This window comes from Butyrivibrio sp. ob235 (assembly GCF_900109475.1).
In the GTDB taxonomy this organism is placed as follows: domain Bacteria; phylum Bacillota; class Clostridia; order Lachnospirales; family Lachnospiraceae; genus Butyrivibrio.
In genome coordinates this window covers 26521-39674 of the sequence record NZ_FOBE01000023.1, presented here as the reverse complement: position 1 = coordinate 39674, position 13154 = coordinate 26521, and the positions used below count along the sequence as shown (strand labels likewise).

At 39.4% G+C, this 13154-nt stretch carries 15 protein-coding genes and 1 riboswitch; of the genes, 2 read left to right on the top strand and 13 right to left on the bottom strand.

The window, feature by feature from the left end:
• Positions 1 to 36: 36 nt before the first annotated feature.
• The 10 genes from BMW61_RS14785 to BMW61_RS14740 all read right to left on the bottom strand — a co-directional run bounded on the left by BMW61_RS14785 (position 37) and on the right by BMW61_RS14740 (position 6416).
• Positions 37 to 645 carry a hypothetical protein gene (locus BMW61_RS14785; protein WP_091823455.1) on the bottom strand — a complete coding sequence of 203 codons (609 nt, stop codon included), beginning with the start codon at positions 643 to 645 and terminating at the stop codon, positions 37 to 39.
• 109 nt (positions 646 to 754) lie between these two features.
• Positions 755 to 848, bottom strand: a riboswitch (SAM riboswitch).
• 135 nt (positions 849 to 983) lie between these two features.
• A complete protein-coding gene (locus tag BMW61_RS14780; RefSeq protein ID WP_242876757.1) occupies positions 984 to 1406 on the bottom strand; it encodes a DUF1284 domain-containing protein in 423 nt (140 codons plus the stop codon).
• A 7-nt stretch (positions 1407 to 1413) separates the two neighbouring features.
• Positions 1414 to 1980, bottom strand: coding sequence for a GNAT family N-acetyltransferase (locus BMW61_RS14775; protein WP_091823452.1), 567 nt, complete (start codon positions 1978 to 1980; stop codon positions 1414 to 1416).
• The gene (locus BMW61_RS14770) at positions 1977 to 2456 is read right to left on the bottom strand and encodes a cupin domain-containing protein (protein WP_091823449.1); all 480 of its coding nucleotides are present in this window, start codon (positions 2454 to 2456) and stop codon (positions 1977 to 1979) included. Before BMW61_RS14770 ends, BMW61_RS14775 begins: the two co-directional genes overlap by 4 nt.
• Before the next feature lie 38 nt (positions 2457 to 2494).
• The gene (locus tag BMW61_RS14765; protein ID WP_091823446.1) at positions 2495 to 2800 is read right to left on the bottom strand and encodes a hypothetical protein; all 306 of its coding nucleotides are present in this window, start codon (positions 2798 to 2800) and stop codon (positions 2495 to 2497) included.
• A gap of 30 nt (positions 2801 to 2830) precedes the next feature.
• On the bottom strand, positions 2831 to 3475 hold the full coding sequence (locus tag BMW61_RS14760; protein WP_091823443.1) for a hypothetical protein: 645 nt from the start codon (positions 3473 to 3475) through the stop codon (positions 2831 to 2833).
• Between the two features lie 2 nt (positions 3476 to 3477).
• Positions 3478 to 4254, bottom strand: a complete 777-nt coding sequence (locus BMW61_RS14755; RefSeq protein WP_091823441.1) for a metallophosphoesterase — start codon at positions 4252 to 4254, stop codon at positions 3478 to 3480.
• A 521-nt stretch (positions 4255 to 4775) separates the two neighbouring features.
• Positions 4776 to 5132 carry a hypothetical protein gene (locus BMW61_RS14750; RefSeq protein WP_091823438.1) on the bottom strand — a complete coding sequence of 119 codons (357 nt, stop codon included), beginning with the start codon at positions 5130 to 5132 and terminating at the stop codon, positions 4776 to 4778.
• 18 nt (positions 5133 to 5150) lie between these two features.
• Positions 5151 to 5801, bottom strand: a complete 651-nt coding sequence (locus BMW61_RS14745; RefSeq protein WP_091823435.1) for an SGNH/GDSL hydrolase family protein — start codon at positions 5799 to 5801, stop codon at positions 5151 to 5153.
• Positions 5802 to 5819: 18 nt separating this feature from the next.
• Complete coding sequence (locus BMW61_RS14740) at positions 5820 to 6416, bottom strand: pyroglutamyl-peptidase I (protein ID WP_091823432.1); 597 nt, start codon at positions 6414 to 6416, stop codon at positions 5820 to 5822.
• 124 nt (positions 6417 to 6540) lie between these two features.
• Between BMW61_RS14740 and BMW61_RS14735 the strand changes: the two genes are divergently transcribed.
• Both BMW61_RS14735 and BMW61_RS14730 read left to right on the top strand, forming a co-directional pair.
• Positions 6541 to 7812 (top strand): hypothetical protein, encoded by a 1272-nt coding sequence (locus tag BMW61_RS14735; protein ID WP_139176349.1) that lies wholly within the window; start codon positions 6541 to 6543, stop codon positions 7810 to 7812.
• The gene (locus BMW61_RS14730) at positions 7812 to 8141 is read left to right on the top strand and encodes a signal peptidase I (RefSeq protein ID WP_091823427.1); all 330 of its coding nucleotides are present in this window, start codon (positions 7812 to 7814) and stop codon (positions 8139 to 8141) included. Before BMW61_RS14735 ends, BMW61_RS14730 begins: the two co-directional genes overlap by 1 nt.
• 136 nt (positions 8142 to 8277) lie before the next feature.
• On the opposite strand, the gene BMW61_RS14725 is transcribed toward BMW61_RS14730, so the two are convergent.
• The 3 genes from BMW61_RS14725 to BMW61_RS14715 all read right to left on the bottom strand — a co-directional run bounded on the left by BMW61_RS14725 (position 8278) and on the right by BMW61_RS14715 (position 12715).
• On the bottom strand, positions 8278 to 9360 hold the full coding sequence (locus tag BMW61_RS14725) for a hypothetical protein (protein ID WP_091823424.1): 1083 nt from the start codon (positions 9358 to 9360) through the stop codon (positions 8278 to 8280).
• A 269-nt stretch (positions 9361 to 9629) separates the two neighbouring features.
• Positions 9630 to 12161 carry a relaxase/mobilization nuclease domain-containing protein gene (locus BMW61_RS14720; protein ID WP_091823421.1) on the bottom strand — a complete coding sequence of 844 codons (2532 nt, stop codon included), beginning with the start codon at positions 12159 to 12161 and terminating at the stop codon, positions 9630 to 9632.
• Positions 12161 to 12715: a ribbon-helix-helix domain-containing protein gene (locus BMW61_RS14715; RefSeq protein ID WP_091823418.1), complete on the bottom strand. Its 555-nt coding sequence runs from the start codon at positions 12713 to 12715 to the stop codon at positions 12161 to 12163. Before BMW61_RS14715 ends, BMW61_RS14720 begins: the two co-directional genes overlap by 1 nt.
• Positions 12716 to 13154 lie beyond the last annotated feature (439 nt).

The window sequence follows — 13154 nt, the reverse complement described above, 5'->3', positions numbered from 1 at the left end:
ACGGCAACCTCATCAAAGCACTTTATTCATATTTCCTTACATCGTTATTATGTCCCATTCAGATGCGATATTTGCAGGCATATCCTGCTCCCTAAAGTAACCTACTAACAGTTTCTTATACCATGGATCCTCTGCAACCTTAAGAATCTCTTCCTTTGAATAGTCTGGTCTGTGCTCTTTATACCAGGGATCATTAACTATGCAATCAGCCACGTCACTAATCCATTTTTCAAAGGTGGGATTTAGAGCAAAGTATTCTTCTTTTGCCCTTTTTGCCTGTTCTTCCCATATCGGAATCATAGCCATGTACTCATCATATTTCTTCTGCTCTTCTTCTGTGTATATGGAGAATACAAAGTTACTGTACTTTTTGAAGATGCCATATATCTGCTTGAACTCATCGATATGTATAGCATGATTTCCCACAACAGGGCACAAACCAACGCCTGCCATTCCCCAGGTATAAACCTTTGAATTGATATTCACGTATATCGCATTATCAACATTACTATGTCCAAATAACTCCACCTTAAAGCCTTCATCTTTAAGCCAAAGCAAAAACGGATCATTATCCTTATGATGTAAATTCTTATCATAGATATAAAATGTTGCCGCACCTTCTTTAAGTTTTCTCTCATTACTCATAACGAATCTCCTTTTCTACTAGAAGAGGCAGCAAAAGACATCTTTTCCGTTGAATAATCCAACAAAAAAGACCCATCGTCTCGATGAGCCTAAACTACAAAATAGTCCGCACCCATCGATCAAGCTTTGGCACCTTACCATCCTTATAATGGCAGGTTGTCGTGCGGTCATAGGGCTTGTCCCTCGCGCACTCTTCATAGGTTTCTTATTTGTCTTGAATATATCATTTCGCATTATCACGTTCAATATCCTAGGCAGATAATTTATAAATACTTAAGCTTTACTCTATCAAAAAAGATGTACACAGAACCTACCATTCCATGTACACCTTATACCCGTCATAAAACATATTTTTTATCCCTGATATTTCTCCAGCATGCACTTACCGGATACCATTCACAATCTCCGCAGATAGCTTTAAGCCTCTCATCTTCTTTTCCAGCCCCCAGCTGTTCATCAAGTTTGGTGATAAGCTCCTGATATGAGTAAACTCCTTCTTTAAGTCCAAGTGCGTCTATTACACCTTTATCAAAACGCTGCACCTTTTCATCTGTTTTACATACGCCTTCCGCCACCTTTGATGGGCAGTCACTACATAAGCAGTCCGTTGTAAAAATGATTTCCACCTTCTCATCCGGATTATTGCGAAGGCGCTTTGTAACTATATCCATATTGGAGACAAAGCCTTCCGAATATCCTTTTCCGCTATACCCTTGTGTACACAATAAGTGATGCGGTCTTAGTTTAATTATTCCGTCCACTAATATCTTAATCCTCCAAGTATTCTATATTTTTTTCCACTATATCCCTTGAAAAAACTGCACCGTAAAAGGATCGGTACATCTCCCACAGCTTTTCTTTGGACCTGATACTGCTATTTTCCAGCACAAGTATTATGAATGGAACTCCAAAGCATCTTACCCTTAGCCCAGTATCAATGCAGCCGTTTCTTTCATAAAACCCGATGCGCCTTGCCTGAAGCTCCTTAAGGTCGCGTTCTTTAGTATAAGCAGGATCTTCTACCTCTAAGATAATAAGCCCTGCTCCTGACATATATTTACGAAGCAGTTTAATTATTTCACTGCCAAGCCCTTTATTCCTATACTTAGGGAACACTGCAAGATAGTCCACAAGAAAGTTCATTCCCTGCTTTACAAGAAACGTGTACCCGATTATCTCAGAATCATCAAATAATCCCAGGCACTCATATACTCCATCTTCAACAGCTTTTAGGATTACCGGAAGCTTTTTAAGCTCATCCTTGATAAAATCGTGGACCAGCCGTTCCTGATATATGGTTGTTATCTCAGCGCTTCGAAGCTTCTTTAATTTCATCTGATCATATCCTCCGAATAAGCAAGATGCTTTATCTTCTCATAATCTGCAGAACAGATGTCCCTTATCTCTTTATTCGAGACAAGCCTAAATCCATCGTAAGTAAACTTAGGAGTAGTGGCACATGACATGAAACAATAGCTGCTTTTATCAAGGTTTTCTGCAGCAAAAATGGCTCCTTTAGGTATTACTGCCATAGCCTTCTGATCATCCCCAGGTCCAATTACAACCTCTGATACGATTCCATCTATTATCATGGTAATCTTCAGCCCGCAGCCCTCATGGTGGTACCAGATCTCATCACAGTCAATCTGATGAAAATGCGAAATATCATCTCCTTCAAGCAGAAAATAGATACTTCCCATAAGTGACCGACCTTCATGCGAAAAAGGTGCTGTGTAAGCCTCTGCAAAACATCCTCCTTCAGGATGTTTTTCCAAATTGTATTTCTGTTTTAAATACTCTGCTCTTTCCATGACACCTCTTACTTACAGACTAATCTCTGCTGATTTATTCATTGGTCCAACACCGCTGCAACTGCTCTTCCAAGCTCGCCTTTTATTCGTTCAAGCTCACTGTTTATCTCATTCATTCTGTCTGCATCCTTGTTAAATACATAGAATTCAGATAGCCCTTCCCTCGGAGGGTACAATGATCTATAACAAGCCTCGATACAGTCAACTTTATCTTCCTCTAATGCATCCGACTCCAGATATTCAATCGCTCCCTGAAGGGATTTATATTGAGGCGTTATCCTGCTGTCGCCGTAGTTTTTAAAGAACTGTAAGAGTTCCTTAAATAATCCAAGTACTTTTTCCATCTCTCTCCTTATGGTTATCCATCTTATCGTTTACATACTAAGCTGTACCAACAAATCCTTATATCTCTGGGAGTTGGTCCTTATATCTTCCTCTGAAACACCGTAATAAAGATATGCATCTTTCATGATCTTATTACTCTTTCGGATAAAGGACTTACTGCCGCTTGCTCCATCGCCTATGTAACCGGTATTTCTTTCAATGGTTACATCCATCATATTTTCAGCATTTTCATCTGTTTTCACATATTTATGGAAATCAAGATCAAAGACTTCTCTTGCTATAGAGTCAGCTTTCTCCTGATTTTTCTTAGTTGCCACATCCATCATTCTTATAACGGCTTCAGTGTCTTCAATATCATCAATAGAAGGAAAGCACGGCTCTCCTACCAAATCCGGTCTGTGTTCAAACAAAAGCGATACTCTAAGCTGCTCATATTCTTCAATAACTTGAGGATCTGACATACTTGCTTCAACAAATCCATACTTTGAAACAAGATACTCTCCAAGTTCCTGCAGGCTATGTGTCCCTGGATGAATTCTTTTTGCAATAAAATATCTCTTTATTCTTGTTATACGACGCTGAAGCCTTTGCCTAAATGTCGGTTCTTTCAACTTATCCAACAAAAATATGGTAGTTGGCCCGTCAGCCCCGCCTATTATCTCTTCTTCTGTCATCTTTACCCCATTTTTTCAAGCTCATCAAAAGTAATTGTAAATGCCTTTAAATCATCAAGCCTTAGCAATATCCCACCCTTATAGTACTTATCGTTGTTGTCGTAGTGGGCACAGCAACCATCAATGTCGATGATATTGTCCTCCCGGTATATTCCTAAAGGTCTCCATCCTTCCGCTTCGTCAGCATGACAGGTTGGCACATGTCCTATAATGAAAATCCATGGCTCATATGCCGTGTACTCCTTATTATCCATATACACATCCCAGCGAAAAGGCGACTGCCACACTATATCCCATGCAGTCTGATAATCAATTTCACTATAAGGAACATCTATCTTGTCTTCTTTGAAAAATGAATGCGTAAGAATATACGTTGTACCATTTACCGTGACCTTCGTTGAAAGAGGACATGACCTTAGCCAGGTAAGAAGCTCTATGCGCTCATCCTTTTTAAGGAGCTTATACTTAAAATATGTCTTATTTCCGCCATTTCGAAATACCCAAAGGTCAGAATCTTTCCCTGGGAGCTTCCCATAGTCTGCGGTCGCACTCCCATCAGGGGCAACACCATTTAGCATCATGAACTCATGATTTCCCAAAAGGAAATGCATATTTTTAGCATTCATCACATGCTTAAGGATCTTTATCCCATCTGGTCCTCTGTCAATGGCATCTCCTAGCATATAAAGCTCATCCTTATCTGAAAACTCCACCTTCTCAAGGAGCTTTAAGAACATATTGTACTGCCCGTGCAGGTCTGATATTGCATATGTTGCCAAACTCTTCAATTCCTCCCGATGTATCAAACTGGTTTATCCAGTAAGTACTAAAGAAAAATCCCCCAATAAAACCATTCTAACATAGAAAGAGATGCTTCACGCTAGAAGATAACTAAGGCTCTAGCTTTTTTCCTTTAAGGAAAAGCTTAAATTACTCAAAGGGGTTTCCCTGGGGAAACCGTTGGAGAAAGGGGACTAAAATCATACCTTTCAATGCCGCGCTAAAACCTATATCCTTCCATAACCTCCCCCGCGGCATTGTGGTCTGGGAGACGGGCAGACCACCGCCAAAGGCGGCGATGGGAATGGTACAAAAATACCCCTAAACGCACAGAAAGTGCTGATGGGGTCAGCACTCTCTGGCAGATGTATATGTAACAAATATGTGGTTTTTAGGTTACACATTTATTATAAACCGTCAATCTCTATTTCACAACAAAATTATCAAAATTGCGAATAGTTTTCATTAAGCTTTATTCGTGTACTATCAATGCATTTTCCGCCTTTTGGCATATCCAAAACTACTCTTTTCCATTCCCCTGAGACTCAGCCTCTGCAAGCCTTTTCATCTTTTCCAAGACCCTTACCTTTTCCATCTCAGGAAGCTCATCAAACCAGAAAAGTAAAAGCTTCTCATCCTCCGGCATACTGGCAAATATATCTATAAATCTAAAAACACCAAGCCTTCCTATGCCAAGACTTTCTCCTATATCCATGATGTCATCTACTCCGACATCCTCTGCTTCCCCGTAAAGAATCTTTCTTAAATATTTTTCATCAATACCGCTTCTTTCCTTAAGCTCATCAAAGGACACCCCTTCTCTCTTCATAAGGTAAGTTATAGCCTGCGGAACAACCACATTTGTAATACTATCCATACCTTTGTTGCCCCCCACTTAGCAAAATCCTTCATCCTTTAGCTTTCTATACACAGCTTCCCCAAGATACCTCTGATTCTTGATATCAAGATGCACTCCGTCTGCGCTGCTTACAGCGCACACCTTTGCAGCATCAAGGAACATACAGCCGTACATCTCAGAAAGCTGCTTATACCAGTTAGATAATTCCAAAGAAACCTTAGAACACCGCTCAAAATCAAAGCAGTCAGAAAGCCAAGAACCTTCACCGCAGGCACCTATTATCGGAGGAGAAATAAGTAAAACCTTCATGGAATCCTCCATCCTGAACCTATTATGTGACTGCACCTTTTCAAGGAAAATCTGCATCTCCCCTGCTATATCCATACTCGTATACTGAAACTTCCTCTTTAAGTCATTAGCCCCAAGAAGGATGATCATGAGATCAAGAGGCGACTGACTCTCTATACAGGGAATGACATATTTTAAACCATTCTTTTCCCCTTCAGCAGGATCATCTGTTGCAATAGTCCTTCCGTTGTGCCCCTCTTCTATTACAAGATAGTCGCTTCCAAGATGCTTTTGCAAAACACCAGTCCATCTGTCTCCATCTTCCATCCTCACCTTCTTATAGGGATCAAATCCCCAGGTAAGTGAATCCCCAAAACAAAGTACTCTCTTCTTTCCCATACAAAACTTTTCCCTTTCTTAAAAATCATCTATAACAGTCTTTACGCAGACCTCTATCCCCTTACAAATATCATCCATTAAAAGGCCTGATTCTCCATCAGCATCCGGCATAGGTACATGGATAAATCCTGTCGGTATCAGGTTATTATCTTCCTTTAGCGAAAAAAGAACTCTGTAGAACAGATCGTTACATACATAACTTCCAGCTGAATACGAAAGCTCAGATAAAAACCCCTTATCATTTAAGGTATCTACCATCTTTTTTACAGGAAGACTAGAAAATATCCCATCAGGACCACCTTCCTCTATCCTTTGAAATAAAGGCTTATTCCCCTCATTATCAGCTATCCTTGCATCATCAATATTTACAGCGATAACTTCTGGCGTAATCTTATCTCTCTTTCCTGCAACCCCGAGCATAACTACCGCGGATGGCTTTTCGCTTCCTATCACATCTAAAACCATATCTGCAGCCTTTTTAAAAACAACAGGGAGCTGCAGCTTTATGATATCTACTCCGTCAATCTTATCTGGAAGCGCCATAGCGGCTTCCAAAGACGGATTAAAGGATCCTCCGTCAAAGGGTTCAAACCCCGTCACCAATATTTTTCCCATACCTTCCTCCAACAAAAATGCATAAGACAATTATAGATTTTGGGGAAGAAAAGAAAAACAGAAAATCCAAAAAACTAAGAAGTGAGGGTATTTCCTATATAGAGATAAGCGAAAGGACAAAGAAATGAAAAAGAGATTATTTATAATGCTGTGCATGGTCGCAGCCCTCTCATTTCCTGCAAAAGCCTATGCAATGGAAGCTGGAGATGAAATAGAAGTAACAAATTCCATAAATACGGTTCAGTCAGAAACCTCCCCCTGCCAGGTAAACTTCAAACTAAACGCAGAGGATACCTTCTCCCTCTCCGTATATGCAGAAATAGAAAACACAGATACCGGAAACATCTACAGACTATCCCTTTATAAGGATAACTCCTACATGGATAAATGCTTCTTGGAAGAAGGAACCTACAAGGTCCTTGAGATATCATCCTATGAGGATTCATCAGGGCTATACAGCTTTACATACCCTGATGATTTTACGATAAAAGCTGGTGAAACAATAGACCTTGAAACATCACTAAATACCAAGGAAGAATCAAAAAAAGATGAAGAAATATCCATAACGCCTAAAAAGACAGAAATCTCATCTGACTTTAAAGTCTATCACGAGGGTGAAGGCGAAGGAGAAATAACGATAAACGGAACCCAGAATAATAAGTATGACATTTCAATAAGCATTGAATCATCAGGAGTTCCAGGCGGCTTATCAATCCGCTACACCCTTGATGGAAAAAACTGGTCAGACGAAAAGAAGGTTCCCCTCCACGGATCAATCCCTCTTTACGAAAAAACAAAGGATGGAGAAAACGTTGAAACAGGCCTTACTGCAACCTTTATAACAGATAATGCAACGGACTCAGTTCCCTTTAAGCAGGGAGACACCTACTACTCATACGTTGAAGATCCAAAAACCTCTGTTATATACGAACACACAGGAGATTCCGGCGTAGAGATGGAAGTAGAATCCATTAACGAAAAGGAAGACCTGTACGAGATCCTTCAAAAAAGCAACATAGATCTCTATGTAAAGGTATTAAAAAAGGGAACAAGCGGCGAAGCCGTAATAGAGATATCCTTAGACGGCGGAAAGACCTTCATGGAAGAGAGATTTGCACCAAAAGATGCCCTCTCCTTTAAGGACCTGGGCTTTAAGATATCCTTCCCAAAGTCAGATATCTATGAACTAAAGGAAGGCGACACCTACAGATCTTATCCCTACAAAAAGAGCTATACAAAGGCTATAGTTCTTGGCGCTTCCCTTATCCTAATCAGCATCATTTCAGCATGGGGCCTTGTCATATACATGAAGTCAAAGCTTCCCGATGACAGCGTATGGCACATCCATACAATTGACCCGGGATTTATGCTTCCACCAGATGAAGAGGCCGGCTGATGAAAAAGATATTAAAAATACTCCCGCTATTACCAATACTGTTTACCCTTATATTTACCCTTCTTGGCTACCGGATCCTATATATCCCAACAAAGAGCATGGAGTCCACTATACAAAGAGGCTCCTTTGCACTTGGGAAAAAGACAGACTTAAAAGCCTTAAAAGAAGGCGACATAGCAGTATATAAGGATAACAAAAAACTAATAGTCCACAGGATAATTAAAATCGATGAAAAAACTGATGCCTACACCTTTAAGGGCGATAACAACAAAGAAAAAGATCCGCCGGTAAAGGCAGACTCCATCAGATATAAGGTCATATGGTATTAGAAATAAATAGAATAAATATTTTAAATATATCTATTTAAAATATTTAAAATAAAAAGCATGCAGAAAACGGAACAGGAAACAAAGTCCGATTTCTACATGCTTTTTTACATGCCTTTTTACGATTTTTCTTGTCTTTTTACGTGTAATTAAACTCCGCAAGTTCCGGAGCCTGATCAAGGATCTTATTCCTAATCTTCTTAAGCGCCTTTCTCTCAATTGCCATTACTTCATTAAGCTCAACGCCAAGATAGCTTGCAAGATCCTTTCTGGATATCTTCTTATCAGAAACAAATCCATGATAAATATAGATTACTGCCTTCTCCATGCTTGAAAGCTCATTATTCAGGATCTCATTAAGAATAACGAACTTCTGGGACTTAAGGAATGTATCCTCAGCAGAGTTCATATCAAGCAGGGAAATAGTCGACTGCTTGATCTCGCCTGCATTTGCAGTATCGAGAACATCACTGTATGCCTCGGATGAGAGAGGGATATTCCTTATGGAGAGTTCCCTTGTCATCTCCATGATATCGCGCCTGTTTATGTCGTAGCCTCTTTCAGTAAAGAACGCAAGGCATTCCTTTATATCCTTATTTGAAATAGCCTCAACATCAATCCCGCGCTCATCGTAATATCTCTTTATCTTTGACATGAGAATGCGTCTCTTCTCAGGTATCTTGATACCGTTTACGAATTCGCCATACATGTATTCCCTCAGAACCTTCCTGGGAACCGTATTGTTTAGCATGGCAACCAGACTGTTGTTGGTCTTAAGATCAAAATATCTGTAGATCATCTCCCAAACCATCTCATCGGTTATCTCATTAAGATAACCCATTTCGCTGGCAGGGATCTTGTTCTTTATCTGCATAACCTGCTGGTTATGGTAATGCTTTATTATCTGGTTCATGCAGAAATCAGCCCTAACTCCAAGCTGTAATCCCGCAACAAGAGCATATTCCTGGTCTTTTCTAAGATTAGTCTTTGCAGGAATATCCTCTATTGATTCGTAGGTAACCTGAATTGCATTGTCATTAAGAAAACTTACAACTCTGTCGTCTTTAAGACTAAGTGAAAGCATCTCTATTAATTCACAGCACACTAAGGATTCAGTGTCTTTGGCAACAGCAGCTATGATACCGAGCTTCTCTTCATAAGAATACCTGTCACAGCTACTACCGCTTTTCTCATCATCATGGCTTTTATTTGAATCAGCCATCAAAACCCTCCTTTCTCACATTATTCTTCATACACTCTTCCTCAGAAAAATCAATTATCAGTTACAAAACGGAAATACAGCGCAAAAAGGCTTTTTCCACAAGACCTCATTTTAAAACTATAATTTAATAATGGCGGTCTTTTTTTGACCCGATGCCCATAGTAAGGCAACACGCGGGACCGTGTCAAGGAAAATAATCAAACTTTTTCATTTTTTTGCTTGACAAACGGGTAATTTTGATTACATGCGATTGATCGTAAACAATTACGTTAGCGGAAACTCCGCGTCACATCTGCGTTTCTTCCATCTCTCTTCTTTTCTTCCCTGGATTTCTTAAGATTTTCTTTATTTTGTCTGATCTTCTCTTTTTCATCCCGCTTTTTGTAATCAAGTCCTTTTTCATGGTCCTTAAATCTGTCATGAGAATGATAAAGATTAGATATCTGTTTTAATTCCTTATACTCACGGGAGACAACAGAAAGCTTTTCTTTTAGATCCTCCGCCTTTGTAGCATTATCTATGGATCTTACCCTTATATCATTAAAAGAATCCCTCTCTATCCCCATGCCCTTTAGCTTATTTAGAAGATCCCTCTTCCTTTTAACTGTTTCCCTATGTCTTTCAGGAACCTTAGAAAGGGAATATTCAAAGAGTTCATCCTTCTCACCTCTTTTTATTTCAGCAATACTCTTTATAAACTCAGGTCTTTTGTCCTTATATAAAAGAAAGGTCCTTAGATTTATCATGGTCTTCATATCCATAGAGCCAACGTCATATGCGCCTTTATACCCTCTTATCTTTGAAAGCTCAGATACTTCTTTTATAAGGTTTGCCGTTGGCTTTTCTAACACTTCCTTTTTATTTGAAGCTTTAAAGCCATCCTTAAGGTAACCTATTATCCTGTGAGCCTCATAAAAAGAAAGGTTAGAAAGGTCAATTCCTGATCTTTCTATCTCAGTCCTTTTATCCTGATTTACACTCCTTCCATTAAGAAGATCCCGTATCATTTTTACCTGGGGAGCTGTAGCAGCTCTTCCTTCGGATTTCCTTTTAAGTTTTTTATCTGAGGCTTTATAGATATTTTCATATTTAAGTCTAAGCTTCTTATCTCTGTCGAGATATGAGTTAATAAGGATATCCGGCTTATCGCTGCTATTATTTTGAAGATACCTTAAAGCGTCCCTTCCCTCTTTCCTTGTTAGCTTATCGAAGGAAAAGGTGAGTTTAAAATTTGGATTTTTTAAAAGCTCATTATATAGAAGTTTCTTTTCAAAGGGCTTCATGGGATCAAATAAGGCGCTGCTGTCTCTTATCTCAGAAAACTCATAATCATGAAGGTAAAGATTGTCTGTAGATATCCCCTCTTTTTTTAGCTCATCTTCGCACCTTTTTATCTCATTTATTATTTTAAGGATCTTGTGGTCATAGGCTGATGATATCTGGCTGTCATAAAGATCTTCCTGCAAGCCTTCCTTTTCTTTTTCCTTCGCATTTAACAGTTCATAGAGTTTATCAGGATCATCAATCCCATATTGGGAAAGCTTTTTAAAGGCCGTATTCAGGTCCATCTTTTTATCTGCATCTATAGGCCTTCCAGCTTTTTCTACAGAAAACTCCTTTATTTTGTTCCTTACAAAGCTGACTGCCTTAAGCCCTTCCACAAAACATATTTCAAGGTCAGACCTTCTTTTCTCATCAAGGTTATATCTCTGGATATTTGTATGGTACAGATGTCCCCTTTTTCTTACAGGTTTGAGGTCCTTTTCCCTTTTTCTAAGGAAGTATTCTTCAATCCCCTTTTTTGAATAATCAAAGTCATCATCTGAAAGAGAAAGCTTATTATCCCTGCAGGCATACTTTTTCCCAAACCGGGCTTCCGGCACATGATATGTAATAGAGTTCTTTGTGATCCTAAGCTCATACCCTGCCCTTTTTAGTATGTCCTTATATTCAGAAAAACTATCTGACAAACTAACCGCAGTCTTTATATCCCTTCTTAGATCATCCTTCCAGCTAATTCCATCCTTCCTGCTCTTCCACTCACTCCAGCTAAGGTCCTTATCCTTTGAAGGATTAAGGATTATTGGAAGTCCGTACTCTATGGATAATTCGTCGCAGATCTTCCTAGCCCTGTTAAGGTTATTTAAGCAGTCATCGTACTTTCTAGTTCCAGCCATGTCATAGGCACAGCTTACGATGTGGTTGTGGTAATGCTCCGTATTTATATGGGTTGAAATGGTTGCTGCATAATCCGGTAAAAACTCCTTGCAAAACTTTATCCCTATTTCATGGACCTTTTCAGGAGAGATTTCATACCCAAGCTCCTTCTTCCCCGGAAAACTCATCATCCACATGTAGGCAAGGCGGGGCTTACTTAGAGTCTCTATCTTTTCATAAACAGCTTTCCCTGTCTCCTTGTCATGATATACAGGTGCGTTTTCATCAAATATCATGTTCCCGCTAGGATCTCTTACTATCTCACCCTTTTCATCAAGCTTTGCCCTAAAGAGCCTCTTTGTTGTGATTTTCTTAGGTGTTTCCATATTGCCATTTGAAAGATATTTTTCCCTGCATAAATCAAAACTCTTCTTTGCGTTTTCCGGCTGGCAGTTATGACCTGATACGAGGTGCACCGATCCGTCCTCATTTTCCAAGATGGTCTTATTTATATCAGCAGCATAGGAAAGGGCATTTTCTATTTCCAGATCCTTGTATTTAGTCTTTTCCTTATCCTGGGCATAATTAAGACCATTACTTAGAGCTTTTCCTGAATGATAGCTTTTAACTCTTAAAACTCCCATCAGCTTCTAAGTCCCTTCCTTATAAGTTCATCATCAGCTATGATCTTTCCTTTTACCTCTGCATAAAGCCTTTTTCTGTCTTCATGCTCTGTGACAAACTTCTTATTAAAGAGACTTCTTACCTCCATGCAGACTTTCCTTATTTCATCGATATCCTTCTTATTAGCTTCACCGGTTCTAAGGATTTCCCCGCAGGTAATGCTTATGCTCTCCGTAAAGTCATTTACAGCATTCCCAAGAAGGTTAAGATCATCAATACAGATCTGGGGTCTTGGCGGCATTGATAAAGAAGCTACTCTTGTAAGGTACTCTCTTATGCTCATGCCATATTCTTTTGCCATGTCACTTATTACTTCTTCCCTTTCATCAGTAAGGTATATCCTTACCATGTTTCTTGGCTGTTCTTCAGGTCCATCAGTAAAAAGTTCTTCCCCAAGGTCACTTGCTATACACCTTCTTACATACTCTGATCTCGATATCCCCAGGGCAGCTGCCCTTTTTTCAATTCGTTCTTTCATTTCATCGCTTATAGCAATATTCATTGTATTTAGCATAAAAACTCCTCCCTATATGAAATACCCCATAAAATAAACGCTTTGCGTTTGAATGTCAGATTTTTCTGACATGGAAAAGCTCCTGCTTTTCCTACCGGGTCTCGGGCAGAGCCTGAGCAAGCGGGTGAGTTGTCAATTTTGACAAGTCACCCTGTGCTTGTAAAGGAAAGTATATTTTTATAGATACCTTTCCTTCATTAGCAACTTTCCCAAAAGTCCCGTATCTATCAGTGTTCTCCCCTGTTGCAGCTCTCTTCTCCCAAAGATCGTTCTAGAAAGTGTGAAAAAATGCCCCTTTTTGCACTTTTCTTATGGAAAGTGTGAGAAAGTACTGTTTTTTGCACTTTTCCCATGCTTTTTTCACTTTTCTGATACTTTTTCACATTTTCTTTTTAAAAAATAAAAAACCGGTGGTATCTCATATTTGGAAATACAGAAA